This window comes from Streptomyces curacoi (assembly GCF_001513975.1).
GTDB classification, from domain to species: domain Bacteria; phylum Actinomycetota; class Actinomycetes; order Streptomycetales; family Streptomycetaceae; genus Streptomyces; species Streptomyces curacoi.
The window spans coordinates 338,367-363,739 of the sequence record NZ_KQ947991.1; the positions used below are offsets into that span (position 1 = coordinate 338,367).

The 25,373-nt window shown below is 71.6% G+C and carries 27 protein-coding genes and 1 tRNA gene; 14 read left to right on the plus strand and 14 right to left on the minus strand.

The features are described from left to right. Positions 1–23: 23 nt before the first annotated feature. A complete protein-coding gene (locus AQI70_RS38750) occupies positions 24–767 on the minus strand; it encodes a hypothetical protein (protein WP_062154653.1) in 744 nt (247 codons plus the stop codon). 47 nt (positions 768–814) lie between these two features. Here AQI70_RS38750 and AQI70_RS27420 point away from each other — a divergent pair, with 47 nt between their 5' ends. Continuing rightward, on the plus strand, positions 815–1,003 hold the full coding sequence (locus AQI70_RS27420; protein WP_030053310.1) for a DUF5703 family protein: 189 nt from the start codon (positions 815–817) through the stop codon (positions 1,001–1,003). A gap of 82 nt (positions 1,004–1,085) precedes the next feature. Here the strand turns inward: AQI70_RS27420 and AQI70_RS27425 are convergent, their stop codons facing one another. The 3 genes from AQI70_RS27425 to AQI70_RS27435 all read right to left on the minus strand — a co-directional run bounded on the left by AQI70_RS27425 (position 1,086) and on the right by AQI70_RS27435 (position 3,794). Further along, positions 1,086–1,907, minus strand: a complete 822-nt coding sequence (locus tag AQI70_RS27425; RefSeq protein ID WP_062154655.1) for a chaplin — start codon at positions 1,905–1,907, stop codon at positions 1,086–1,088. Positions 1,908–2,077: 170 nt separating this feature from the next. After that, positions 2,078–2,311 carry a chaplin ChpH gene (gene chpH, locus AQI70_RS27430; RefSeq protein ID WP_062154657.1) on the minus strand — a complete coding sequence of 78 codons (234 nt, stop codon included), beginning with the start codon at positions 2,309–2,311 and terminating at the stop codon, positions 2,078–2,080. A 157-nt stretch (positions 2,312–2,468) separates the two neighbouring features. Further along, the gene (locus AQI70_RS27435) at positions 2,469–3,794 is read right to left on the minus strand and encodes a M20/M25/M40 family metallo-hydrolase (RefSeq protein WP_062154659.1); all 1,326 of its coding nucleotides are present in this window, start codon (positions 3,792–3,794) and stop codon (positions 2,469–2,471) included. 188 nt (positions 3,795–3,982) lie between these two features. Here AQI70_RS27435 and AQI70_RS27440 point away from each other — a divergent pair. After that, positions 3,983–4,067 (plus strand) — tRNA-Leu (locus AQI70_RS27440). Positions 4,068–4,247: 180 nt separating this feature from the next. On the opposite strand, the gene AQI70_RS27445 is transcribed toward AQI70_RS27440, so the two are convergent. Continuing rightward, entirely contained in the window at positions 4,248–4,529 is a 282-nt protein-coding gene (locus AQI70_RS27445; RefSeq protein ID WP_062154661.1) for a helix-turn-helix domain-containing protein, read from the minus strand. A gap of 507 nt (positions 4,530–5,036) precedes the next feature. Here AQI70_RS27445 and AQI70_RS27450 point away from each other — a divergent pair. Next, on the plus strand, positions 5,037–5,474 hold the full coding sequence (locus AQI70_RS27450; protein ID WP_159042705.1) for a YchJ family protein: 438 nt from the start codon (positions 5,037–5,039) through the stop codon (positions 5,472–5,474). Between the two features lie 107 nt (positions 5,475–5,581). Here the strand turns inward: AQI70_RS27450 and AQI70_RS27455 are convergent, their stop codons facing one another. Beyond that, a complete protein-coding gene (locus AQI70_RS27455) occupies positions 5,582–6,283 on the minus strand; it encodes a FadR/GntR family transcriptional regulator (RefSeq protein WP_062154663.1) in 702 nt (233 codons plus the stop codon). A gap of 137 nt (positions 6,284–6,420) precedes the next feature. Between AQI70_RS27455 and AQI70_RS27460 the strand changes: the two genes are divergently transcribed. The 4 genes from AQI70_RS27460 (at position 6,421) to AQI70_RS27475 (ending at position 10,238) form a co-directional block, all read left to right on the plus strand. After that, a complete protein-coding gene (locus AQI70_RS27460; protein WP_062154665.1) occupies positions 6,421–6,936 on the plus strand; it encodes a gluconokinase in 516 nt (171 codons plus the stop codon). Positions 6,937–7,026: 90 nt separating this feature from the next. After that, positions 7,027–8,427 (plus strand): GntP family permease, encoded by a 1,401-nt coding sequence (locus tag AQI70_RS27465; RefSeq protein WP_062154668.1) that lies wholly within the window; start codon positions 7,027–7,029, stop codon positions 8,425–8,427. A 10-nt stretch (positions 8,428–8,437) separates the two neighbouring features. Further along, positions 8,438–9,199 (plus strand): SDR family oxidoreductase, encoded by a 762-nt coding sequence (locus AQI70_RS27470; protein ID WP_062154670.1) that lies wholly within the window; start codon positions 8,438–8,440, stop codon positions 9,197–9,199. A 13-nt stretch (positions 9,200–9,212) separates the two neighbouring features. Then, entirely contained in the window at positions 9,213–10,238 is a 1,026-nt protein-coding gene (locus AQI70_RS27475; protein ID WP_062154672.1) for an L-idonate 5-dehydrogenase, read from the plus strand. 1,239 nt (positions 10,239–11,477) lie between these two features. On the opposite strand, the gene AQI70_RS37800 is transcribed toward AQI70_RS27475, so the two are convergent. From AQI70_RS37800 to AQI70_RS27495, 4 genes are all read right to left on the minus strand, one after another. Beyond that, on the minus strand, positions 11,478–12,101 hold the full coding sequence (locus AQI70_RS37800) for a cytochrome b/b6 domain-containing protein (protein ID WP_079051502.1): 624 nt from the start codon (positions 12,099–12,101) through the stop codon (positions 11,478–11,480). After that, complete coding sequence (locus tag AQI70_RS27485; protein ID WP_062154676.1) at positions 12,085–12,813, minus strand: molybdopterin-dependent oxidoreductase; 729 nt, start codon at positions 12,811–12,813, stop codon at positions 12,085–12,087. The genes AQI70_RS37800 and AQI70_RS27485 overlap by 17 nt, the downstream gene beginning before the upstream one ends. 85 nt (positions 12,814–12,898) lie before the next feature. Next, on the minus strand, positions 12,899–14,446 hold the full coding sequence (locus AQI70_RS27490; protein WP_062154678.1) for an APC family permease: 1,548 nt from the start codon (positions 14,444–14,446) through the stop codon (positions 12,899–12,901). A gap of 59 nt (positions 14,447–14,505) precedes the next feature. After that, positions 14,506–15,456 carry a tetratricopeptide repeat protein gene (locus AQI70_RS27495; protein WP_062154680.1) on the minus strand — a complete coding sequence of 317 codons (951 nt, stop codon included), beginning with the start codon at positions 15,454–15,456 and terminating at the stop codon, positions 14,506–14,508. Between the two features lie 293 nt (positions 15,457–15,749). Between AQI70_RS27495 and AQI70_RS27500 the strand changes: the two genes are divergently transcribed. From AQI70_RS27500 to AQI70_RS27515, 4 genes are all read left to right on the plus strand, one after another. Continuing rightward, positions 15,750–16,661, plus strand: a complete 912-nt coding sequence (locus AQI70_RS27500) for a DMT family transporter (protein WP_425264642.1) — start codon at positions 15,750–15,752, stop codon at positions 16,659–16,661. A gap of 33 nt (positions 16,662–16,694) precedes the next feature. Then, the gene (locus tag AQI70_RS27505; RefSeq protein ID WP_062154683.1) at positions 16,695–17,210 is read left to right on the plus strand and encodes an NUDIX hydrolase; all 516 of its coding nucleotides are present in this window, start codon (positions 16,695–16,697) and stop codon (positions 17,208–17,210) included. 69 nt (positions 17,211–17,279) lie between these two features. Then, on the plus strand, positions 17,280–17,672 hold the full coding sequence (locus AQI70_RS27510; RefSeq protein ID WP_062154965.1) for a YidH family protein: 393 nt from the start codon (positions 17,280–17,282) through the stop codon (positions 17,670–17,672). Beyond that, positions 17,669–17,998: a DUF202 domain-containing protein gene (locus tag AQI70_RS27515; protein ID WP_062154685.1), complete on the plus strand. Its 330-nt coding sequence runs from the start codon at positions 17,669–17,671 to the stop codon at positions 17,996–17,998. The genes AQI70_RS27510 and AQI70_RS27515 overlap by 4 nt, the downstream gene beginning before the upstream one ends. 155 nt (positions 17,999–18,153) lie before the next feature. Here AQI70_RS27515 and AQI70_RS27520 read toward each other — a convergent pair whose 3' ends face one another. Beyond that, on the minus strand, positions 18,154–19,131 hold the full coding sequence (locus AQI70_RS27520) for an NADP-dependent oxidoreductase (RefSeq protein WP_062154697.1): 978 nt from the start codon (positions 19,129–19,131) through the stop codon (positions 18,154–18,156). Between the two features lie 112 nt (positions 19,132–19,243). Here AQI70_RS27520 and AQI70_RS27525 point away from each other — a divergent pair, with 112 nt between their 5' ends. From AQI70_RS27525 to AQI70_RS27535, 3 genes are all read left to right on the plus strand, one after another. After that, a complete protein-coding gene (locus AQI70_RS27525; protein WP_062154699.1) occupies positions 19,244–19,540 on the plus strand; it encodes a hypothetical protein in 297 nt (98 codons plus the stop codon). A gap of 188 nt (positions 19,541–19,728) precedes the next feature. After that, positions 19,729–20,763, plus strand: coding sequence for a phosphotransferase family protein (locus tag AQI70_RS27530; RefSeq protein WP_062154701.1), 1,035 nt, complete (start codon positions 19,729–19,731; stop codon positions 20,761–20,763). 6 nt (positions 20,764–20,769) lie between these two features. After that, entirely contained in the window at positions 20,770–21,984 is a 1,215-nt protein-coding gene (locus AQI70_RS27535) for an acyl-CoA dehydrogenase (protein WP_062154703.1), read from the plus strand. Between the two features lie 254 nt (positions 21,985–22,238). Here AQI70_RS27535 and AQI70_RS27540 read toward each other — a convergent pair whose 3' ends face one another. From AQI70_RS27540 to AQI70_RS27550, 3 genes are read right to left on the minus strand one after another with little or no spacing between them, the layout of a single operon-like run. Further along, entirely contained in the window at positions 22,239–22,832 is a 594-nt protein-coding gene (locus AQI70_RS27540) for a TetR/AcrR family transcriptional regulator (RefSeq protein ID WP_004002469.1), read from the minus strand. A gap of 39 nt (positions 22,833–22,871) precedes the next feature. Next, a complete protein-coding gene (locus tag AQI70_RS27545) occupies positions 22,872–24,530 on the minus strand; it encodes a class I adenylate-forming enzyme family protein (RefSeq protein ID WP_062154705.1) in 1,659 nt (552 codons plus the stop codon). After that, a complete protein-coding gene (locus tag AQI70_RS27550) occupies positions 24,527–25,300 on the minus strand; it encodes an SDR family oxidoreductase (RefSeq protein WP_062154707.1) in 774 nt (257 codons plus the stop codon). The genes AQI70_RS27545 and AQI70_RS27550 overlap by 4 nt, the downstream gene beginning before the upstream one ends. Positions 25,301–25,373 lie beyond the last annotated feature (73 nt).

Genomic DNA, 25,373 nt, shown 5'->3' on the forward strand with positions numbered 1-25,373 from the left:
CCTCCGACAGCCGTCGCCTCCGCTCAGCGGTCCGAGTCGAGCGGCTCCAGGTCCTCGTCCTCGTCCAGCTCCGTGTCCAGGTCGTCCTCGACGTCGTCGTCCACGTCCTCGTCCACGTCGTCGACCACGTCCTCGTCCGCCTCGTCGGTGTCGTCCACGTCCTCGTCGAAGACCGCGCTGACGTCGAAGCGGCAGATCACCCGCTGGGGGTCGATCCCCTCGAAGGGCGCCTCCAGCCACTCGCCGGGGTCGGCCTGGTCGTCGGAGGCGGTCACCCAGAGCGTGGAGTCGCCCTCCTCCAGGCCGAACTCCTTGTGCCGGGAGGCGATCTCGTCCGGCTCGAACTCGCCGAACAGGATGCCCAGCGCCCCGTGCACCGTGCCGGAGGCCTCCGCGTCGCCCGTGCCGTCGTCGGGGTCCGCCGCCTCGACCCGCTGTGCCTGCGCCATCAGCCGCTGCGGCTCCACCACGGCGTAGTCGCGGCGGATCAGCACGCTCAGCGCGCTCGGTTCCTCGGGGCCCGTGTACGGCGGCAACGTGTCCTCCGCACCGGGGATCTCGAAGGGCGTGACCTCGTCGTAGCGGTCGTAGAGCAGCTCGTCGTAGATCTCGGCGGCCGCGGCCAGCTGGTTGAACGCCTCGTAGACGGCCGGGTCGTCCTCCCCCGACCGGCCTTCGACCGCGGCCAGGTGGCGGTCGAGCGCGGTCTTGACCGCCTCGGCGGCGGCGCGTACCTCGGCAGCGGTGGGCTGCACAGCATCAGACATAGTGCAGACGCTATCCGTACCTGGCCCCAGCCCGCACAATAGATGCGATGCCGGAATACGAATTTGTCGACGTGTACGTACCTCGCGGGGTCTCCCGCAAGGACGCCACACGTCTGCTGACGGACCATGCCGAGTACGGACACTGGGAGTTGGACCGCCTCAGCCTGCTGCGCGACGGCAGTCGCAAGGTGCGGCTGCGCCGCCGGATCATCCGCCAGGTGCGGGCCACGTGGTGAGCTGAGGCGACGGGAAGAGACGGAGAGGGCCCCGCGGAAGCGGGGCCCTCTCCGTTCCTGCGGAGTCCCTGCGGAATGTCTGCTACGCCGACGCCCGTGCCTTGCGGTAGAGCACCGCGCCGGCCAGCAGCGCGCCCGCGCCGACCGGCAGGACGAGGCCCATCGGCAGGTCGCTGCCGGTCTCGGCGAGCTGTGCGTCGCCCTGGGGCTGGGTGACGCCCTGGGCACCCGGGTGGTTCACGTGCGAGGAGCCGCCCGGCGTCTCGCCGCCCGTGCTGGGCGGCGTGCTCGGGGAGCCGGGGTGGGTGGGCTCGTCCGGGTTCTCCGGGCTGCCCGGGTTACCGGGGTTGTCCGGGTTTCCAGGATTGCCCGGGTTCCCCGGGTTCCCGGGGTTGCCCGGCTGCTCCGGAGACTCGGGCGGGGTCTCGTTGCCGGGCGGGTTGTGGCTCCCGCCACCGCCGCCGTTGGAGCAGTCGTTGCCCTCGGCGGAGTTGCCGATGCCGATGGCGTTGACGCTGTTGCCGCAGACGTTGACCGGCACGTGGACCGGCGCCTCGACGTGGTTGCCGGAGCCGACGCCGGGCGAGTCACTGGTGTGCCCGCCGGACGACGCCCCCGAGCCGCCCTGGGAGTCGTCGTGGTCGCCGGCGACGGCGCCGCCCTGGTTGGTGCAGCTGTTGCCGCTCGCCGGGTTGAGCACGCCGACGACGTCGACCGTGTTGCCGCAGACGTTGACCGGCATATGCACCGGCGCCTGCACCGTGTTGCCCGACAGCACGCCGGGTGAGTTCGAGGTGGAGCCGTCCGCACCCGAGCCGGTTGCGTGGGCGGCGCCGGTGGCGGCGGCGAGGACGCCGGTGGCGGCCGCCACGGTCATCAGGCCCTTGCGGGTGACCTGTCGCATTGCTGATTTACCTGCCTTCGACCTTGTTCCGAAAAGACGACGCCGGAATGACGCCGGAATGCCGAGGTCCGGACATTCCGGCGTTCCGAAAGGCCGGTCGGCCCCGGAGCGCGTGGCACGCGCGTCCGGGGCCGACGGGCTCAGCCCTTTTCACGGGGCGAGGCACAACGTCACTTGTTCATGCAGGTGTTGCCGAAGGCGGGGTTCAGCAGCCCGATCACGGAGACCGTGTTGCCGCAGATGTTCACGGGGGCGTGAACCGGAGCCTGAACGACGTTGCCCGACAGGACACCCGGGGAGTGCACCGCGGCACCCTGGGCACCAGAGTCGGCAACGGCCAGGCCCGCGCCCGCGAGAACCAGCCCACCGGTGGCAGCCGCAGCAGCGACGACCTTCTTGATCATTATTCCTCCTTGTTGGCAATGCGATCACAAGTAGCTGATCGCATCACCTGTAACGAGGAGGAACTAATAGGGCTACGACCTTATGAGCGCGTTCACTCTCCCCGGTCACGGACCGTACGTCTGCCCTAATGCTGAAGTGTCGTTTCAGTGGGCTTTTTCAGGACGCTTCGATGAACCGGTCGAGCACCCGCACGCCGAATTTCAGCCCGTCCACCGGTACCCGCTCGTCGACGCCGTGGAACATGCCCGCGAAGTCCAGCTCCGGCGGCAGCTTCAGCGGGGCGAAGCCGAAGCCCCGGATGCCCAGGTCGTCGAAGGACTTGGCGTCGGTGCCGCCGGAGAGCATGTACGGGATCGCCTTCGCCGCCGGGTCCTCGGCCACCAGCGCGGACTGCATCGCCGCCACCAGCGACCCGTCGAAGTCGGTCTCCACGGCCTTGTCGGCGTGCACGTCCTCGCGCCGCACGTTCGGCCCGAGGATCTTGTCGAGGTCGGCGAGGAACTCCTCCTCGTACCCGGGCAGGAAGCGGCCGTCGACGTGCGCGGTGGCCTCGCCCGGGATGACGTTGACCTTGTAACCGGCGTTCAGCTGGGTGGGGTTGGCCGTGTTGCTCAGGGTCGCGCCGATGAGCTTGGCGATGCCGCCGAGCTTGGCGAGGGTGCCCTCCATGTTCTCCGGGTCGAGCTCGGTGCCGAGGGCGTCGCCGAGCTCGTCGAGGAAGGCCCGGGTGGTCTTGGTGACCCGCACCGGGAACTTGTGCCGGCCGAGCCGCGCGACCGCCTCCGACAGCTCGGTGATCGCGTTGTCGCGATGGATCATCGACCCGTGCCCCGCCGTGCCGGCCACGGTCAGCTTCATCCAGTGCATGCCCTTCTCGGCCGTCTGGATCAGATAGAGCCGCCGCTGCTCGCTCACGGTGAACGAGAACCCGCCCACCTCGCTGATCGCCTCGGTGACCCCCTCGAAGAGGTCCGGGTGCTTGTCGACGAGGAACCGGGCGCCGAACTTGCCGCCGGCCTCCTCGTCGGCGAGGAACGCCAGCACGATGTCCCGCGGCGGCCTGCGCCCGCTGCGCAGCCGGTCGCGTACGACCGCCAGGGTCATCGCGTCCATGTCCTTCATGTCGACGGCCCCGCGCCCCCACACGCACCCGTCCGCGACCTCGCCGGAGAAGGGGTGGTGGGTCCAGTCGTCGGCGTTGGCCGGCACGACGTCGGTGTGGCCGTGGATCAGCAGCGCGGGCCGGGACGGGTCCTCCCCCGCGATCCGCGCCACCGTGGAGGCGCGCCCCGGGTGCGACTCGAAGATCTTCGGTTCGAGGCCCACCTCGGCGAGCTTCTCGGCCACGTACTCGGCCGCCTTGCGCTCACCGGGACCCGAGTGGTCGCCGTAGTTGCTGGTGTCGATCTGGATCAGCTCGCGGCAGAGGTCCACGACCTCGTCCTCGCCGGTGACGCCCCTGGCCGTGTCCGTCTCGCTCACGCTGCTTCCTCCCGCACTGTCGCTGCTGGTGGTCCCCCTCATCCTCCCCCTCCCCCCGGTCCCGCCCAAGACCGGCCGCGACCCGTCACACGCCGTTCACGCCACGAGGGGGGTGATCGGGCACCCCTCGAAAGCCTGGTAATGTTTCCTCTGTCGCCGCGGGGGAAACCCCGCACGACAGACACCTTGTCCGGGTGGCGGAATGGCAGACGCGCTAGCTTGAGGTGCTAGTGCCCTTTATCGGGCGTGGGGGTTCAAGTCCCCCCTCGGACACAGATCGAAGAGCCCCTCCTCGTGAGGGGCTCTTCGTCGTTCCGGGGTGGTCCTCAGTCGTCCGGGGTGTCGGCCGTCCACCTGCTCAGGTACTCCGCCTCGTGCGGGAGCAGCGAGTGCCGAGTGCGGCCGTCCATCATGTCGAGCAGTCGTGGGGCGTACTCGTACTCCTCACACCACTCACGCCGATCGAGAGCGACAGCCAGTTTCAGCAGCCTCGTCCTTCAGTTCCGTCAGCCGCTTGTCCCAGTAGGAAAGCTGAGCGTCTTCGCCGCAGGCGCTCACGATCGTGCGGACCACGTCCCGACTCGGAGCCGTGGCCCGCAGCCCGTTCAGCAGTTCGGACAGGCCGGAGGCGCCGAGCCCCAACTGCCTGGCGAGTGCCTTCCGGTTGACGTCTTGGGCCTCGACCATCTTCTTCAGCGGGCGCCAGATGGCGACCATCAGGTCGCTGCGGGACACGTCGTGCTCCCTAGGTCATACGGCTCATCGGAGTCGCTCTCCCGCCGCGAGTATTGAGCCTGGGTGGGCACGTTCGGCGCCGTTCGCCGAAACCTCGTTGAAGAACCCCTGTGACCTGGCCCTTTGTGTTCGTCTTCGGTTGTCTTCGGCATTCGGCCGGGGTGGTGGGCGACCGGGCGAAGGTGGTGTCAGCCGGCTGACAAGCACGAGTTCGAAAAGCCAGGAGGACACCATGCGGAAGGGCATCGGGCTGCGGAGCGCGGTGATCATGGGGGCCGCGATCACGGCCGGTACCGCGGCGGGGGGCGCGGTGGAGGCGCTCGGGCAGCCGGTGGGCGTGGGGCCGGTGATCACCGGGGCGGTGACGCTGTGGTTCGCGGAGAAGCTGGACCGGCTGATCGGGGAGGAGGGGGACGAGGGCCAGGGCCTGTCCGGAGGAGTGCGCGGAGCGGCATCCGTCGAGGGTGCCGCTCCGGGACAAGTAGCCGCACCGGCACAATGGGGGCCATGCCCAAGCGCGCCTCCCGTTCCACCCGTGCCACCCGTTCCACCGGCTCCGCCCCCGCGCCGAAGCCCGCGGTGGCCTGTCCCTGCGGGCTGCCCGAGGCGTACGCCGCGTGCTGCGGCCGGTATCACTCGGGCGCGGTCGCCGCGCCGACCGCCGAGGCGCTCATGCGGTCGCGGTACAGCGCGTTCGTCAAGGGGGATGTGGCGTACCTGCTGCGGACCTGGCATCCGCGGACGCGGCCGGCGCGGCTCGACCTCGATCCGGGGATGCGGTGGACCGGGCTGGAGGTCCTGGAGACGACGGACGGTTCGGGGTTCCACTCCACGGGGACGGTGACCTTCCGGGCCTCGTTCCGAGGTGGGTCGCTGCATGAGCGGAGCCGGTTCGAGCGGGTGGACGGGGCGTGGGTGTACGTCGACGGGGAGTTCCTGGACTGACGGAGTCGCCCGGCGCTCCAGCCTCTGCGCGCTCTCTCCGCGGCCCGGAGAAGACTCCTTCAGCGGCTCGGTGATCCGGTCGGCGTCCGTCCGCCCGTCCGCCGCGGTCATGGCGCCAGGATGTCCAGCTCCTGGAGGGCGCCGACCGTGATCTCGCGGGTCAGGTGTTCGGCTCGGGCCGCGTCGCCGGCGCGGACCGCCTCCGCGACCTGGACGTGCAGCGTCACCGCGGCCGGGTCGGGGTCCTCGAACATGACCTCGTGGTGGGTGCGGCCCGCGAGGACCTCGGCGACGACGTCGCCCAGGCGGGCGAACATCTCGTTGCCGGAGGCGGTGAGGACGACGCGGTGGAAGGCGATGTCGTGGACGAGGTAGCCCTCCAGTTGGTGGCCGCGTGAGTGGGCGACCATGCCGAGGGCGCACTCGGTGAGTTCGGCGCACTGGTCGGCGGTGGCGTTCTTGGCGGCCAGCCCTGCCGCCACCGGCTCGATCGCCGAGCGCAGCACGGTGAGTGAGCGCAGCTGTCCTGGGCGGTCGGCGCCGGCCAGGCGCCAGCGGATGACCTGCGGGTCGTAGACGTTCCACTCGGACTTGGGGCGGACCGTCACGCCCACGCGGCGGCGGGACTCGACCAGGTGCATGGACTCCAGAACCCGGACCGCCTCGCGCATCACCGAGCGCGAGACGTCGAAGCGCTGGGCCAGCTCGTCCGTGCGCAGGACGCTGCCCGGCGGGTACTCGCCCGCGGCGATCGCGGGGCCGAGGGATTCCAGTACATGGCCGTGCAGCCCCCGGCCCGTTGTGCTCATGCACTCAGCGTACGGGGCACGTCACGCCAACAAAAAGTCAGACTTATTCATCACAGGGTCTTGAATTCGTCGTACCTAATGGGTTTCAGTTGCGTCGACATCAGGTGTCGACGAGGACAGCAGTCAGTGAGGCAGCGATGAGTACCCCCCATGTCGTCGTGGTCATGGGCGTCGCGGGCACCGGGAAGACCACCATCGGTCCCCTGCTCGCGGCCCGGCTCGGCGTTCCGTACGCCGAGGGCGACGACTTCCACCCGCAGGCCAACATCACCAAGATGTCGGCCGGCACCCCGCTCGACGACGACGACAGGTGGCCCTGGCTCGACGCCATCGGCGCCTGGGCGCACGGGCGGGCCGGGCTGGGCGGGGTGGTCAGCTGCTCCGCGCTGAAGCGGTCGTACCGTGACCGGCTCCGGGCCGCCGCGCCCGGCGTCGTCTTCGTGCACCTCACGGGCGACCGCGCGCTCATCGAGAACCGGATGTCGCACCGGCAGGGGCACTTCATGCCCACGGCACTGCTCGACTCCCAGTTCGCCACGCTCCAGCCGCTGCAGCCGGACGAGGCGGGCGTCGCCGTGGACGTCGCGGGCAGCCCGGAGGAGATCACCGAACGGGCCGTCACGGCCCTGACCGGCCTTCCCGACTCGGCCTGACGACACCCCCGCACCCCCCCACCACCCGGGTAACGCCACCCCCCGCCGCAGCACCCCTCTCCCCGACCCCCGTACTGCAAGGGAACCCCCGTGACCAGACTCAGCGTCGAGATGCTGGCAGCGGACACCGTCGAGCCCATCACCTCGGCCGGCCACGCTCAGCTGGGCATCGCCGTCCTGGCGGGCATCGCCGTCATCGTCCTGCTGATCACCAAGTTCAAGCTCCACGCGTTCCTGTCGCTGACCCTCGGAACGCTCGTACTCGGCGCGATCGCCGGGGCACCGCTCGACAAGGCCATCGCCAGCTTCACCACCGGACTCGGCACCACGGTCGCCGGCGTGGGCGTGCTGATCGCGCTCGGCGCGATCCTCGGCAAGATGCTCGCCGACTCCGGCGGCGCGGACCAGATCGTCGACACGATCCTCGCGAAGGCGGGCGGGCGTTCGATGCCGTGGGCGATGGTGCTGATCGCCTCCGTCATCGGCCTGCCGCTGTTCTTCGAGGTCGGCGTCGTACTGCTGATCCCGGTCGTGCTGATGGTCGCCAAGCGCGGCAACTACTCCCTGATGCGCATCGGCATCCCGGCCCTGGCCGGTCTGTCCGTGATGCACGGCCTGGTCCCCCCGCACCCCGGCCCGCTGGTCGCGATCGACGCGGTCGGCGCCGACCTGGGTGTCACGCTGGCGCTCGGCGTCCTCGTCGCCATACCGACGGTGATCATCGCCGGTCCGCTGTTCTCGCGGTACGCGGCCCGGTGGGTGGACGTCCCGGCTCCGGAGCGCATGATCCCCCAGCGCGCCTCCGAGGAACTGAAGCAGCGGCTGCCCGGCTTCGGGCCCACGCTGGTGACGATCCTCCTGCCCGTCGTCCTGATGCTCTCCAAGGCGCTGGTCGACATCGTGATCGACGACCCCGAGAACACCGTCCAGCGCGTCTTCGACGTCATCGGCTCCCCGATGATCGCCCTGCTCGCCGCCGTGCTGCTCGGCATCTTCACGCTGCTCGGGCCCGCCGGGTTCGGCAAGGAGCGCATCTCGCCGCTCGTCGAGAAGGGGCTCGCGCCCATCGCGGGCATCCTGCTGATCGTCGGCGCGGGCGGTGGCTTCAAGCAGACCCTGATCGACACCGGCGTGGGCCAGATGGTCCTCGACATCTCCGAGGACTGGTCGATCCCCGCGCTGCTGCTGGCCTGGCTGATCGCGGTGGCGATCCGGCTGGCGACCGGTTCGGCGACGGTGGCGACGGTCTCGGCCGCCGGCCTCGTGGCCCCGCTGGCCGCCGACATGTCGACGACCCACGCCGCGCTCCTGGTCCTCGCGATCGGCGCCGGCTCGCTCTTCTTCAGCCATGTCAACGACGCCGGTTTCTGGCTGGTGAAGGAGTACTTCGGGCTGAACGTCGGCCAGACCATCAAGACCTGGTCCGTCATGGAGACGATCATCTCGGTCGTCGCGGGTGCCGTGGTCCTGTTGCTCTCGCTGATCATCTAGGAGTACGACGATGACGGCTCACCCTCTCTTCGACATCAGCGGCCGCACGGCCCTGGTCACCGGCTCCAGCCGGGGCATCGGCCTGGCACTCGCCCGAGGTCTGGCCGAGGCCGGCTGCACGGTGGTCCTCAACGGACGCGACGGCGGACGCCTCGCGAAGGCGGCCGGGGAACTGCCCGGCGACGTCCACACGGCCGTGTTCGACGTGACCGACGGTCCGTCGGTGGCCGCCGGGATCGCGGATGTCGAGGAGCGGGTGGGCCCGCTCGACATCCTGGTCAACAACGCGGGCATGCAACTGCGCGCGCCCCTGCTGGAGTTCACGGACTCCGACTGGCACCGGATCCTGGACACCAACCTCACCAGCGCGTTCCTGGTCGGCCGGGAGGCCGCCCGGCGGATGACGCGGCGTGGCCACGGAAAGATCGTCAACATCTGCTCGCTGCAGAGCGAGGTGGTCCGCCCGGGCATCGCGCCCTACGCGGCCACCAAGGGCGCGCTGAAGATGCTCACCAAGGGCATGTGCGCCGACTGGGGACCGTACGGCGTCCAGGTCAACGGCCTGGGCCCCGGCTACATCGACACCGAGCTCACCCGACCGCTCGTCGAGGACGAGGAGTTCAGCGCCTGGGTGCGGCGGCGCACCCCGGCCGGGCGCTGGGGGCGTACCGGGGACCTGGTGGGCGGGGTGCTGTTCCTCGCCTCGCCGGCCGCGGACTTCGTCAGCGGGCAGGTGCTGTACGTCGACGGCGGCATGACGAGCGTGCTCTGAGGAGGTCCGGCGAATGCTGGGTTGTGTGATCCACGGTCAGGGCGACCTACGGGTCGACGAGTTGCCGACGCCGGTGCCGGGCCCCGGGCAGGCGCTGGTGGCCGTGCGGTACGGCGGGATCTGCGGCTCCGACCTGCACTACTGGCGGCACGGCGGGGTCGGGGACTTCCGGCTCAGGGAGCCGATGGTGCTCGGGCACGAGGTGGTCGGGACGGTCGTCGCGTACGGTGCCGGCGGGGCGGGTCCCGCTCCCGGTACGGCCGTCGCGGTGCACCCCGCCACCCCCTGCGGGGTCTGCCCGGAGTGCGCGGACGGGCGGCGCAACGTCTGCCGGGACACCCGCTACCTCGGCAGTGCGGCCCGCTTTCCGCATGTGCAGGGCGGGTTCGCCGCCCGCGTGGCCGTCCCCGCGGAACAGCTGAGGCCGCTCCCGGCCGGGCTGGACCTGCGGCGGGCGGCCCTCGCCGAGCCGCTGTCCGTCGCGCTGCACGCGGTGCGGCGGGCCGGTGAGGTGGCCGGGAGGCACCTCCTCGTCGCCGGTGCCGGGCCCATCGGGTGTCTGGTGGTCGCGGCGGCGAAGGCGGCAGGCGCGGCACACGTCACCGTGACCGACCTGCTGCCGGCGGCGCTGGAGTACGCGCGGACCGCCGGCGCCGACACCCTCGTACGGGCCGATGACCCGGACGATGCCGGGTGGCCCCCGGAGGTGGACGTGGCGATCGAGGCTTCGGGGGTCGCCGCCGGGCTGGACACGTGTCTGCGGCTGGTGCGGCGCGGCGGCGTCGTGGTGCAGTTGGGAATGCTGCCGCCGGGGCCAAGTCCGTTCGCGGGGAACCTCGTCGTGAGCCGGGAGATCGAGCTGCGGGGGGCGTTCCGGTTCGACACGGAGTTCGACGCAGCGCTGGAACTGCTCGCGGCTGAGGCGTCGTTGGGCGGTCTGGTCAGCGCGGTGGTGCCGGTGCGGGAGGCGGAGTCGGCGTTGGCGCTCGCCGCCGATCGGAGCCGGTCGTGCAAGGTGTTGCTGGACTTCGGGGCCTGAACAGCCGGTGTTCCGGTGGGCTTTCGTGCCCGCGATCGTGGTTCCCGGCAGCTGAACCGACCCTGACGATCACATGAAGCGGCTTCCCCCGAGGCGCCGCCGGCCCGATGATGAGGAGACCCCCGGTGGCTGCCGCAGCCGTCGGGGGCGAGAACATCGGGGGGCGTCATGGCGGTTTCCCTCGGGATGCGTATCTCGGGGCTGCTCGTCGTCGGGGCGGTGGCGGTGGCCGCCGCGGCCTTCACCAGTGACGGCGCAGGCACGACGGACGGACGGGGTGGGGGCAGCACGATCGTCACCGCCGGGCCCTCCGAGGGCACCCGGAGGCTGCCGACCGGTCCGCCGGAGCGCTCCGCCCCGGTGGCACGTCAGTCGCCCGACGGGCAGGCGAGCGCTCTGCTGCCGACGGTCACTCCCGGCGGAGTCCCGAGCGGAGCGGTGAGCGAGCCTCCGAGTGCCGCGCCCGCCCCCTCCCCCAGCCGCAGCGACCCCGTGGTCCTGCAGGCTCCCCCCTGGCTCCCGCCGGGTCCGGGCTCGCCCGACTCCGACGGCACACCGGACCCGGCGAGCGTCTACGACCTGCTCCGCGCGCCCTCCCAGTGCCGGTCCGCGCTGGAGAAGATCCCGCAGCGGCCGGCGGACGAGGAGTGGCAGTTGCTGCGCGGGCTGGCCGGCGCCTGTCTGGCCGTGCAGGGCCGGGGCGGCGGCTGGGAGACGGCGGCCGGAGTCCATGCCGCCCTCGCCGGGCGCGTCGACACCTGCAAGGGGCGCGCCGCGTACACCGTGCTCGGCGGGCTGCTGGACTTCCACCGGCGCCATCCGAGCGGCACGGTGCGGCTCACGGCCACCACGGACGGCGCCCCGGCGTGCGGCTACCGGATCGCCGGGGTGGACACGGGCGGTGACGCCGAGGCGCGGCCCGGCGACACGGTCGGGATCGAGCTGGCGGACACCTACTTCGACCACGCCGAACTGCTGCGCGACGCGAGCGTGAGCATCGGCGGACAGCAGGTGCCCGGGGTGCCGGTCCTGAAGTCGGAGTCGGGCGACCGGCTGGTGCTGTCCGTCGTCATACCGGCTCTGGAGCCGGGCCCGGCCGACGTGACCGTCCGGCACGCAGGCGTCGAGAGCCGAATGCCGGCCGCCTTCACCGTCAGCGCGCCGGACGTGGTGCAGGAGCCGGACCCGGGCGCGAGCCCAAACGCCCCGGACTCGACGCCCCTTGCCGGGGAGCCCCTGTCATGGACGCCACACCGAATGCTCCCGCTCGGCCCACTCCCGGCTCACCGAGCCGGTTCGCATACCCCGCCGGGCCTCGGGATCCCCCAGCGCCATGCCGATATGGCCGGCGAGGACGATCCCGATGGTGAGGGCCAGCCAGTCGTGGACGAAGGTGGCACTCGTACGCCACACCAGGGGGGTGAGATGCGTGAACCACATCATCAGACCGGTGCCGAGCATCACCAGCGTCGCCCCGGCGATCCAGGCGGCGTAGATCTTCTGCCCGGCGTTGAACTTCCCCGCCGGACGGGCGGCGGCCCGCTTGTCACGGCGCAGGGCGGCGCGCAGCCACACGCGGTCGTGCGGGCCGAAGCGGTTGAGGAAGCGCAGGTCGGCGCGGAACGCGCGGGAGGCGAGGCCGGCCAGGACGGGCACGGGCAGGGCGAGGCCGGCCCACTCGTGGAGGCGGACCACCAGCTCGCGGCGGCCGACGAGTTCGGCGAGCTGCGGGACGTACAGGCAGGCCGCCGTCACCACGCACACGCCCATCAGCGCGGCCGTCGTACGGTGCACCCAGCGCTCGGCCCGGCTGAAGCGCCGCACGCGCACGGCGCCGGTGGGTGCGTCAAGTCGTAGGCTCATCGTCCCGTCCGTTCGAACGGCCGACCCAGGCGTCGACGTCGTAGCCGCGTTCCTCCCAGTAGCCGGGCTTCACCTTCTTGGTGACGGTGATGCCGGAGAGCCACTTGGCGGACTTGTAGAAGTACATGGGCGCCACATAGAGGCGGACCGGGCCGCCGTGGGCGTGGCCGAGGTCCTTGTCCTGCATGCGCAGGGCGACCAGGACGTCCGCGCGGCGGGCCTGGTCCAGGGTGAGGCTCTCGGTGTACGTGCCGTCGAAGCAGGTGAAGCGCACCGCCCCGGCCTCTCGGCGTACTCCCGCGGCGTCGAGCAGCCGGGACAGGCGCACCCCTTCGAAGGGCGTGTCGGGCACCCGCCAGCCGGTGACGCACTGGACGTCGCGCACCAGCCGGGTCTGCGGCAGGGCGCGCAGCTCGGGCAGGGTGTACGTCCTGGGGTGGTCGACCAGGCCGTCGACCGTGAGGCGATAGGTGGTGGCGTCCTTGCGGGGTACGGAGGAGGCGACCGAGTAGTAGCGGAAGCCGCCGCCGTTGGGCAGCAGGTCCGTCAGACCGGTGGGGTCCTTGTCGGAGGCGCTCGCGAGGAAGGACTCCAGGCCGCGTTGCAGGGTGGGCGCGGTGACCACGCCGAGGGCGCCCAGGCCGAGGGTGCCGAGGAGGACGCGGCGGCCGATGGGTTTGCCCCGCTGCTCATCGGGTTGTTCGGAGTTCACCTACTCATTCGAGCACCCGCGTCCCTCGCGGGGCCAGGGATCGCGGGTGCCCGTCAGAGTTCGGTAACCACTTCTCACCCGCTTCTCAGGAGTCCCCGCGAGCCGCCTTCTCCAGCTGGAACGCCTCGTTGCCGAGCCCGATGCGGGCGTGGGTCTCGGGGGCACGGGAGCGCAGGAGGAGTCCCTGGACCAGGCCGGCGGCCAGGGCGAGGGCGATGACGGCGGGCAGCGCCCAGCTCAGGGACGAGCCCGGGCCCGCCCCGATCAGCACGTCGAAGTCCTTGACGGTGTAGACGACGATGAAGAGCAGCGCGAGGACGGCGAGCCCGGAGGCGGCCAGCCGCCAGAACTGGGCGGCGACGGCCCCGCGGCGGACGAAGAAGACGACCACGGAGACCGAGGCGGCGGCCATCAGGGCGGTGACGCCCAGCGCGCCGAGGCTGCCCATCCAGGTGAACAGGTGCAGGACCGGTGCGGTCGGGTCGCCGACGGGCTTGTCGTCGGTGAGCGCGAAGAGGGCGACGACCACCAGCGAGATCACGGTCTGCAGCAGCGAACCGGTGCCGGGGGCGCCGCTCGCACCGCTGGTGCGGCCGAAGACGGCGGGCAGCAGGCCCTCGCGGCCCATGGCGAAGGCGTAGCGCGCGACGACGTTGTGGAAGCTGAGCATCGCCGCGAACATGCCGGTCACGAACAGCACGTGCAGGACATCGGTGAAGCCGGCCCCGAGCAGGTCCTCGGAGAGGAAGAACAGCAGCCCGGCGCTCTGCTCCTGCGCGGTGCCGACGATGGCCGACGGCCCGGTGGCGACGGTGTACGCCCAGCAGCTGATCGTGTAGAAGACGGCGATGCCGCCGATGGCCAGGAACATCACGCGGGGCACCAGGACGTGCGGGCGGCTGGTCTCCTCGGCGTAGACGGGGGCCTGCTCGAAGCCGAGGAAGGCGGCGACGCAGAAGCAGAGGGCGGTGCCGATGCCCGCGCCGGTGAGCGTGTCCGGGTCGAAGGCGTGCAGCGACAGACCCTCCTTGCCGGGGTCGGCGAGCGCGGCGACGTCGAAGATGACGACCAGGGCGACCTCGATGACCAGCAGAACGCCGAGCACGCGCGCGTTGAGGTCGATCTTCAGCCAGCCGAGCGCGCCGACGGCGAGCACGGCCAGCAGCGCCGGTATCCACCAGGCGACCTCGGTGTCCAGGTAGGTGGCGAACAGTCCGGAGACCTCGAAGCCGAAGATGCCGTAGATGCCGACCTGGAGGGCGTTGTAGGCGACGAGCGCGACCATCGCGGCGCCGGAGCCGGCGGTGCCGCCGAGGCCGCGGGCGATGTAGGCGTAGAAGGCGCCGGCGTTGTGGACATGCCGGCTCATCTCGGCGTATCCGACGCTGAAGAGCGCGAGGACGAGGCCGAGGATCACGAAGAGCAACGGCTGCCCGAGGATGCCCATCACCCCGAAGGTCGTGGGCATGACACCCGCGACGACCATCAGGGGCGCGGTGGCGGCGAGGACGGACAGGAGCAGGCCCGCCGTGCCCAGCCGGTCGGCGCGCAGGGCTCGGTCCTGCCCCTTGAACGTACTGATGCCGCCGCCGTCCGCGGTGGCTCGGCTCGTGCTGGAACTGCCCGTCGTCATCGGTGGGACCGTCCTTCGTCGGGTCGGGGGCGCTTGGTGTGCGGTCGGGTCAGGTGCGTTCACGCCATGCCGAGGGCGGTGTCGCGCGCGGCACGGAAGGCGGGGTACGGATCGCGGTCCGGGTACGACCAGGGCGAGGGGGTGGCGTGCTCGCCGATGCGGTGGAACAGGGCGGCCGCCTCCGCGCCCCGGCCCTCGCAGACCTTGGCGTGGGCGAGGAAGTTCAGGTCGATCAGCCGGCGCGGATGGCCTTCCTGCTCCCATTCCAGCCACCAGTCGAAGGCCGCTCTCATCACCTGCCGGGCCCGGCGGCCGGTCCAGTGCGCGGAGGCGGCCGCGTCGCGGGGCTCGTGTCCCGCCGCCGCGAGGACGCGGTAGCGCTCGGCGTGGGCGATGACCGGGAGGATGGCGAGCGGGGAGTCGGCGGGCGCCCGCTCGGCGGCCTCGTTGGCGAAGTCGTAGACCTCGTGCAGCGGGTCGGGGCCGGCGCCGACGCGGTGCTCGGCGAGCCGGGCGACCATCAGATGGTGGGCGTGGTGATGGTCGGCGTACCGGGCGCGGACCTCGTCGAAGAGGCGTCTCACCTCGCCCTCGGCACCCAGGGCGCTCTCCAGCATGAGCAGGCCGAGCCATGGGGTGGGGTCGGCGGGCGCGAGCGCGGCGGCGGTGTGGCAGGCCTCGCGGGCGCGGACCGGTTTCTGCTTGCCGCGCAGGGCACGCCGGACCTGGGCGAGGGCGAGCAGGACGGCGGCGTCGACCGAGTCGGGCTCGGCGAGCAGCCAGTCGCGGGTCCAGGCGACGCAGTACGGCTCCTGGGCGAGGACGGTGACGCGGTGTCCTCGGCGGTCCCAGTCGTCGCCGGTGCGGGCGAGCAGCGAACGGGCCGTCTGCCACCTGCCCTGGGCCAACGCGCTGCGGGCTGCGGCGAGCTCGGCGTCGTCGAGGGCCGCGTCGAAGGCGTGGGCCGCGCGCTTTCGGGCGCGGCCGAAGGGTGGCGGGGGTGGGGGCACCGTCTTGGGTTCTGTTGGGGGCAGAATGTGGACTGTCATCGAATGATCACGCACAGCAAACCCGCAGCCAACGGTTCGCGTCAAGGGCTGCCGTCGCGTTACACGCGTCAAGTTCCGTTACCAGTGGGACTGTTGAGACGTAAATCTTGCCCGCAATGTCGGATTTGTTCCAAGTGTGTGGCGTACGTCATGGCGGGCTCCGCGCGCACACCGCACGATTGCAGGACGCGCATGCCGGGATCGAGGCCGCTACAGTCGGCCCTCACGCACCCCCGTCCCCCTCCCCCGGCAGGATGATCGAGGTACGCAGCGTGTCGCTTCAGATTCTCCTACTCGCCGTGAGCGCTGCGTGCTGCCTGGGACTGGGCTTCGTCCTGCAGCAGAACGCGGCCCAGCGGGCGCCGCTGAACGACTTCCTCTCGCCCCGGATCCTGCTCGACCTGATGAAGGTGCCGCGCTGGCTCGGCGGCATCGGGCTCATGGTGGTCGGCATGGCGCTGGGCGCGATGGCCCTGGGGCAGGGCGAGATCTCCCTGGTGGAGCCCCTGCTGGCGACGAACCTGCTGTTCGCGCTCATGTTCTCGCGCCGGCAGACCAAGCAGCCGCTGGGCCGCCAGGGCTGGGCCGGCCTCGCGCTGCTCGCGGGCGGGGTGACGGTGTTCATCGTCGCCGGAGAGCCGCGCGGCGGAACGGCGACCGACGACCCGCTGCGGCACTGGCTGATCATCGGCGTCATGCTCGGGCTGGCCCTGCTGTTCACGACGTACGCCAAGCGCTCGCGCCTCAGCTCGGGTCCGGCGCTGCTGGCGACGGCCGCCGGTCTGCTGTACGGCGTGCAGGACGCGCTGACCCGGGTGACCGGCCAGCGTTTCGCCGAGGGCGGCCTCGCGGAAGTGCTGACCGGCTGGCAGCCGTACGCCATGGTGGCGCTCGGCCTCACCGGCCTCGTCCTGGTCCAGAGCGCGTTCGAGACCGCGTCCCTGCGCATGTCCCTGCCCGCGCTGACCGCGGCCCAGCCGCTGGCCGGCATCGCCTGCGGCGTGGGCTTCCTCGGCGACCGGCTGCGCACCGACGCGGGTGCGCTGGCCTGGGAGGCGGCGGGGCTCGCCGGCATCGTGGTGGGCATCATCCTGCTCGGCACTCACTCGGCGATGCCCTGCGGGGTCACTCAGCCGCAGCGGGCGGCGGCTCTCCAGACCCCCTGACCGGTACGGGCGCCCCCCTGCTTGGATGGCCCCATGAACGCTGCTGACGAGATCCTCGACATCGTCGACGAGCACGACCAGGTCATCGGACAGTCCCCGCGCGGCGATGCCTACGCCAAGGGGCTGCGTCACCGCTGCGTCTTCATCGAGGCCCGGGACGCGCGGGGCCGCCTCTTCGTGCACCGCCGCACGCCGACCAAGCTGGTGTTCCCCTCCCGGTACGACATGTTCGTCGGAGGAGTGGTCGGCGCGGGCGAGTCCTACGACGACGCCGCCCTGCGCGAGGCCGAGGAGGAACTCGGCGTGAGCGGCCTCCCCCGCCCCACGTATCTCTTCAAGTTCCTGTACGACGACGGCGCCGGGCAGACCTGGTGGTCGGCGGTGTACGAGGTGCGCTGCGAACTGCCCGTGAGCCCGCAGGCGGAGGAGGTCGCCTGGCACGGCTTCCTGGCGCCGGAGGAGCTGGAGCGACGGCTGACCGAGTGGGCGTGGGTGCCGGACGGGCTGGCGGCGTACGAGCGGCTGAGGACGCACCGGGCGACCGGCTGAGCCACCCTCTCTCGGACTGTCCGGCAGTCCGGGAACGCCCCCGACGCCCTCCCGGATAGGGTCGTGCATGTGATCGAGTTCGTACGAAACGTCCGGCTGTGGTTCGCGCCGCAGCAGATCCGACAGGAGGGCGGCACCCCCGACTACCGGTTCTCGCTGGCGAACGAGCGCACCTTCCTGGCCTGGCTGCGTACCGCGCTCGCGCTCATCGGCGGCGGCTTCGCGGTGGACCAGTTCCTGCCGGACCTGCGCTGGGGCTGGCGCGTGGGGCTGGCGCTCGCGCTGCTCGCGGCGGGCGTGCTGTGCTCCCTGCGCGCGGTCAATCACTGGGTGCGCTGCGAGCGGGCGATGCGCCGGGGCGAGGACCTGCCGGTGTCACGGTTCCCGGCCGTGCTGAGCCTCGTGGTCGCGGTCGTGGCCGTCGCGATGGTGGTCGTCGTGCTCGTCGGGTGGGAGGGGTGAGCGGCGGGACGGTCGCCGAGCCGGTGCGGGACCCGGGGCTGCAGCCCGAGCGGACGCGGCTGGCGTGGCGGCGCACGACGCTGTCCGGCGCCGCTGCCGCCGTACTCGGCATGAAGACCGCGCTGCACGGCGGGGTCTCGGTGGCCGGGACCGTCGCCTGCGCGCTGTGTTTCGCGCTGTGGCTGGCCTTCCTGCTCCTCGCCCACCGCCGCATCCGCGCCCTCGCCTCGACGGCGGAGCCCGCCGCGCTCACCCCCCGGCACGCCACGGCCACGGCCCTGCTCACCGTGGCTTTGGCGGTGTGCGCCGCCGCCCTTGTCTTCTGAGGGCGACAGAGCCGTGTGTTCTGAGGGCGACAGGCCGTGTCTTCTGAGGGCCACAGGGCCGTTGCGACGTCCCGGCCATCGGCCGCAGGGGCGCTTCTTCTCGATCACGCCGTCCAGGCCCGGCTCGACCCGGCCGGATTCCCCCGCAGGTCTGTCTAGTCCGCCCCCTGCCACAGCCCCTCCGGCGCCACCGCCTCCTCCACCTCCCATTCCACCGTCACCACGATCTTGCCCCGGGTGCGGCCCTCCTGGTTCAGCCGGTGTGCGTCCGCCGCCCGTTCCAGCGGGAACGTCTCCGAGACATGCACGGACACCGCCCCCTCCTCCGCCAGCTCGGACACCCGCAGCAGGTCCTCCGCGTCCGGGCGGACGAAGTAGTAGCGGCCGCCGTAGTCGAAGACGTCCGGGTCGGCGATCGACACCAGGCGGCCCTCGGGGGCCAGGACGTTGACCGAGGCCTTCAGCGCCTCGCCGCCCACCGTGTCGAACGCCGCGTCCACGCCCTCGGGCGCAAGCTCCCGCACCCGCTCGACCAGGCCGTCGCCGTACTCGACCGGCTCACCGCCGAGACCCCGTACGAAGTCGTGGTTGTGCGCGCTCGCCGTACCGATCACCTGGGCCCCCAGATGGCGGGCGAGCTGGACGGCGATCGAGCCCACGCCGCCGGCCGCTGCGTGCACGAGGACCGTCTCGTCCCGCTTCAGCTGGAGCACCTTGACCAGCACCTGATACGCCGTCAGCGCCACCAGCGGCAGACCGGCGGCCTCCTCCCAGGTGAGGTTGCGGGGCTTGCGGGCGAGGGTGCGAAGGGGCGCCGCGACGTACTCCGCGAAGGTGCCCCGGGAGAGGAAGTCCTCGCGTACGTAGCCGATGACCTCGTCGCCGACGGCGAACTCCGTGACGGACACGCCCGGTTGGACCACGACACCGGAGACGTCCCAGCCGGGGACCACCGGGAAGGCCGACTCCAGCATCTGGCCCATATGGCCCTCACGGCACTTCCAGTCGACCGGATTGACCGCCGCTGCCCGCACCTTGACCAGCACCGAGTCGGGGCCGACCTTCGGGTCGCGCACTTCCCCGTATGCGAGCACCTCGGGTCCGCCGTAGCGTGAGTAACTGATCGCCTTCATGGGTTCGACCCTCCGGGGTACCCGCACGCCACGCAAGCCGAATGAGCCGATATGCGCATTTCGCGTGGCAGCCTGTCCGACGTCATCACCCGCACCTCCGAAGGTGAGCACCATGACCACGCAGCACCTGGAACACGCCTCCCACACGCACGCCCACGGCCCCGACTGCGGGCACACCGCGGTGCCGCACGGCGACCACACCGACTACGCGCACGACGGCCACCTCCACCGCGAGCACGGCGGCCACTGGGACGAGTGCGAGGCGGACGGACACACCGCGCACGAGGGCCACAGCCATCAGCACGGCGCCGACTGCGGCCACGACAGCGTGCTGCACGGCGACCACGTCGACTACCTCCACGACGGCCACCGGCACGCCGCTCACAACGGCCACTGGGACGACCACTGAGCCCACCGCGCGGCTCCAGCCCCCTCCACCCCTGTCCGAGAAGACACCACCGACAGCTCCCCGGCGCTCCACGCGGGGAGCTGTCGGCCTATCGTGGCCCCGATCACGTTCGAGTCCCGCACTGGACTACATACCGACTGGTCGGCATCATGAGTCGGGTACCGTTCACCAGCCCCTAGGAGCGATGTATGAGCCCCGACCATCCGCCCGGACTCGACCTCGACCGGCTGCGCGGCCTGCTCGAGCGGGAACGGCCCGGCCTGGCGCACGGTCCGCTGACCGGACGGCTGATCGAGGGCGGACGGTCGAACCTCACCTACGCGGTCACCGACGGCACGTCGAAGTGGGTCGTACGCAGGCCCCCGCTCGGCCATGTCCTGGCCACCGCGCACGACATGAAGCGGGAGCACCGGGTCATCAGCGCGCTGCACCCGACGAACGTGCCGGTGCCGCGGCCGGTGCTGCTGTGCGAGGACGAGGAGGTGCTCGGGGCGCCCTTCTACGTGATGGAGTTCGTCGAGGGCACCCCGTACCGCACCGCCGACCAGCTCGCCCCGCTCGGCCCGGAGCGCACCCGGGGCGCGGTGCTGTCCCTGGTGGACACGCTCGTCGAGCTGCACGCGGTGGATCCCGCCGAGGTGGGGCTCGCCGACTTCGGCCGGCCCGAGGGCTTCCTGGACCGGCAGCTGCGCCGCTGGGGCAAGCAGCTGGACGCCTCCCGCAACCGCGAGCTGGCCGGCATCGACGAGCTGCACGCGACGCTCGGGCGCAGACTGCCCGCCTCCCCCGCCCCGGCCGTGGTGCACGGCGACTACCGGCTCGACAACGTCCTGATCGGCGAGGACGACACGATCAAGGCGATCCTCGACTGGGAGATGTCGACTCTCGGCGACCCGCTGACCGACCTGGGCCTGCTGGTGATGTACAGCATGCCGCTCGGGATGCCGAACTCCCCGGTCTCCACGACGGCCGAGGCTCCGGGGCACCCGGACCCGGCCGAACTGATCGAGCGGTACGCCGCGCGTTCGGGGCGCGACGTCTCCGCGGTCTCCTGGTACACGGCGTTCGCCTGGTTCAAGCTCGCCGTGATCCTGGAGGGCATCCACTATCGCTACACCCTGGGCCAGACGGTCGGCCGCGGCTTCGACCGCATCGGCGACCTGGTCCCGGTCTTCATCGAGCACGGCCTGACCACTCTTCAAGAAGGCACCCAGGAAGGCTGACGGGACATGGACTTCGCGTTCGACGCACACACCGAGGAGCTGCGCGCCAAGCTGCTGGCCTTCATGGACGAGTACGTCTATCCGGCCGAGGCCGTGGCGGAGGAGCAGCGCGCACAGCTGGCCTCGCCGTGGGACACGCCGGCGGTGGTCGAGGAGCTCAAGGCCGAGGCCCGCAGGCAGGGCCTGTGGAATCTCTTCCTGCCCGACGCCGAGCACGGCGCCGGCCTCACCAACCTCCAGTACGCCCCGCTCGCCGAGATCACCGGCCGCTCCCCGCAGCTCGCGCCCACCGCGACCAACTGCGCGGCGCCCGACACCGGGAACATGGAGGTGCTGGCGCAGTTCGCCGACGAGCAGCAGAAGAAGCAGTGGCTGGAGCCGCTGCTGGCGGGTGAGATCCGGTCGGCGTTCGCGATGACCGAGCCGGACGTGGCCTCCTCGGACGCCACGAACATCACCACGCTGATCGAGCGGGACGGCGACGAGTACGTCATCACCGGCCGCAAGTGGTACATCTCCGGGGCGATGAACCCGGACTGCAAGATCTTCATCGTGATGGGCAAGACGGACCCGGACGGCGAGGACATCCGACGCCAGCAGTCCATGGTCCTCGTCCCCCGCGACACCCCGGGCGTCACGGTCAGGCGCGCGATGCGGGTCTTCGGCTACGAGGACCACTACCACGGCGGCCACGCCGAGGTGATCTTCGACCACGCGCGCGTGCCGGTGTCCAACCTGATCGGCGAGGAGGGCGGCGGCTTCGCCATCGCCCAGGCCCGGCTCGGTCCCGGGCGGATCCACCACTGCATGCGGCTGATCGGCATGGCCGAGCGGGCGATCGAGCTGATGTGCCGCCGGGCGGTGTCCCGCACGGCCTTCGGCAAGGCGCTGGCCCAGCAGGGCGTGGTCCACAACTGGATCGCCGACGCGCGTGTCACCGTCGAGCAGCTGCGGCTGCTGGTGCTGAAGACGGCCTGGCTGATGGACACCGTCGGCAACAAGGGTGCCCACACCGAGATCCAGGCCATCAAGATCGCCACGCCTCGCGCGGTCGTCGACATCATCGACCGGGCGATCCAGTTGCACGGTGCGGGCGGCGTCAGTCAGGACTTCCCGCTGGCCGAGCTGTACGCCGGGGCGCGGACGCTGATGATCGCCGACGGTCCGGACGAGGTGCATCAGCGGTCGCTGGCGCGGCGGGAGCTGAAGAAGTACCTGTGAGGCGGGGGGGGGGAGGGTTTCTCGCCCCCGCCGCCCCTACCCATTCCCGTCCCCTGGGGGCCTGCGGCCCCCAGACCCCCGCTTCGGCCCTGAACGGGCCTCGTCCTCAAACGCCGGACGGGCTGAAAACCAGCCCCTCCGGCGTTTGAGGAGCAGGGGTCCAGGGGGCGGAGCCCCCTGGCGGGGTCGAAGGGGCGGAGCCCCTTCAGGATGGGAAGGGTAGGGGCGGCGGGGGCGAGAACCACCCCGCGCCCTCACGGTCGCAACGCCCGCAGCAGCAGGTCCGCCAGGTGGTCGGCGACCTCCTGGGGGCCCATCGGGCCGTCCGGGCGGTACCAGGTCGACAAGTGGTGGACCGACCCGAAGTGGTAGTCGACCACCAGGTCGGCCGGGGTCGCCCTGGAGAAGACGCCCGCCTCCTGGCCCTCCTCGATGAGCGCACGGAAGCGTTCGTGGTAGCGGCGCCGCTCGGCGCGCACCTGCTTGTTCTTCTCCGGGCTGAGGTGGTGCATGGACCGCCAGAAGATCATCGCGTCGTCGAGGTTGTCGATGGTCGTCACCACGACGTCCGCCGCCGCGTCCCGGAGGCGCTTCTCGACCGGCTCGTCGGCCTGCGCGAAGGCGTCCAGGCGCTCCTGCTGGAGGCGCAGCACGCGGGCGTACACCTCGTGCAGGAGGTCGTCCTTGGAGCCGAAGTAGTGGTACAGCGCCCCCTTGGTGACGCCGGCCGCCTCGACGATCTCCTGCACCGAGGTGCGGTCGTAGCCCTGCTCGGCGAAGAGCCGGGTGGCGGCGGCGAGCAGCCGCTGCGGGACGGGCGTACCGTCTCCGTCCGTCGTCCTGGCCACTGTGCCGCCACCTGCCCTTCCGAGATGTCTGCTGGATGTCTAGCCGTCGTACCCACGGGAACGGAGTTCCCGACGGAGGATCTTCCCACTTGCCGTCTTGGGCAAGTCGGGCAGGATCTCCACCTGACGCGGATATTTGTAGGCGGCCAGTCTCTCCCTGCAGTACGCGGCGAGTGCGTCGGGGTCGGCTTCGGCACCCGGACGGAGGCTGATGTACGCCTTCACGGTCTCCCCGCGGTAGCCGTCGGGCACCCCGACGACGGCCGCCTCGCGCACCGCCGGGTGCGTGTAGAGCACGTCCTCGACCTCGCGCGGCCACACCTTGAAGCCGGACGCGTTGATCATGTCCTTCTTGCGGTCGACGACGTACAGCCAGCCCTGCTCGTCCATGAAGCCGATGTCGCCGGTGCGCAGCTCGCCGTCGGGGAAGGTCTCGGCGGTGGCGTCGGGCCGCCGCCAGTAGCCGGGGACGACCTGCGGGCCGCGTACGAGGATCTCGCCCTGTTCGCCGAAGGGGACCTCCCGGCCCTGGTCGTCGACGATCCGTACGACCGTCTCGGGACCCGGCAGGCCCACGGCGAGCGTCCCGGAGACCGGGTCGACCGGGGCCTCCAGGCCGGGCGGGACGGAGGCACAGGGGGCGGTGCACTCGGTGAGGCCGTAGCCGTTGCGGATGTACGGCCCGAAGCCGGCCCGGAACTTCTCCACCAGGGCGGGCGGCAGCGGGGCGCCGCCGGAGGAGATCATCCGGAAGGAGGCGAAGTGGTCGCGCGTGACGGCCGGGTGAGCGGCCAGCGCCATGAAGGCGGTCGAGGGGCCGACGGTGTAGTGCGGCCCGTGCTCGGCGAAGGCGTCCAGGACGACACCCGCCTCGAAGCGGTACGCCAGCACGAGCGTGCCCGCGCTGTCGAGGCAGGCGCCGAGCTGGCAGACCATGCCGGTGATGTGGAACAGGGGCGCCAGCGCGAAGTAGACGGGTGCCTCGGGCAGTTCCAGGCCGGTCCGCTGCCGTTCGGCGTTGTACATGATGTTGCCGTGCGTGTTGGTGGCGCCCTTCGGGGTGCCGCTCGTGCCCGACGTGTAGCTGATGAGCGCGATGTCGGACGGGCCGGGGTCGCGGTCCTGCGGTGCCTTGTGACCGGCGCGGGCCACGGCCGTCAGGTCGTCGGCGGCCTGCGGGAGTCGCTCGAAGGTCAGCACGCGCGCGTCGTTGCGTGTCTGGAAGTCCAGCTCGCAGCCGGTGAGCACGATCCGCACCGGCGACTCGGCCGCCGTCTCGCGCAGATACGACTCCCAGGCCCGGTCGGAGCAGATCAGCGCGGCCACGTCACCGTCACGGAGGACATGGCTCACCTCTCCCGACTTGTACATCGGGTTGACGGGCACGACGACCGCCCCCGCCTTCCAGGCACCCAGCAGGGCGAGCACGAAGTGCGGGGAGTTCTGCAGCAGGATCGCCACCCGGTCGCCGCGCTCCAGGCCACGGGCGGCGAGGTGCCCGGCGACGGAGTCGCTGAGCTCGTCGGCCTCGCGGTAGGTCAGGCGGCCGTCGAAGTAGGCGAGGAAGGCGCGCTCCGGGGTCTCGGCGGCGGCCCGGCGCAGGGCGTGCACGAGGGAGTCGGCGGGGGCGACGGGGGCACGCTGGGCATCGGAGAGCAGGGCCAGCCAGGGCTTGGCCGCGTACCGGGAGCCGGTCACCGGGCCTCCTCCCACTTCTGCTGGATGTGGTTCATACCGGCCAGCCAGCGGTCGGGCCGGGCAGCCCGCGCCTCGTAGTACCCGGCGACCTCGGGGTGCGGCAGGATCAGGAAGCGGTCTTCCGCCATGCCCTTGAACAGCGCCTCCGCCACGTCCTCCGGCGCGATGGCCGTGGGCTTCAGCACCAGGTCCCCGGCGCTGCCGGTGGCGTCCAGCATGTCGGTGCGCACGCCCTGCGGGCAGATGGCGTGGACCTTCAGACCGCGGTGACGGTACGTCAGCGACAGGTACTCGGCGAAGGCGTACGCGCCGTGCTTGGTGACGGCGTAGGGCGCGGCCCCGATCATGGTGAGCAGTCCGGCGGCGGAGACGGTGGAGACGAACCGCCCGCTGCCGCGCTCCAGCCAGTCCGGGAGCAGGGCGTGGGCCGCGCGGACATGGGCCATGACGTTGACGTCCCAGGACAGCGCCCAGGCCTTGTCGTCGGCGAGATCGGCGAGGCCCGCCCCGCCGAAGGCGACCCCGGCGTTGGCGCAGTAGACGTCGACGGTGCCGCCGAGGGCGTCCCGGGCGTCGGCAACGATGGCGGAGGCATCGCCCGGTACGGCAGTACCACCGATCTCGTCGGCGACGGCCTTCGCTTTGTCGGCATCCAGATCATTGACGACGACCCGGGCCCCCTCCGCGGCGAACCGACGGGCCAGGGCGGCCCCGATGCCGCCTCCCGCTCCGGTGACGACCACTCCGGCATCCTGCAGGGCTTCCACCATCGGTCTCCTTATGCGCGGCTCCACTGCTGCGCCAGACTAACCGGTCGGTATGTCCCAGGGAAGGGCCACTGCG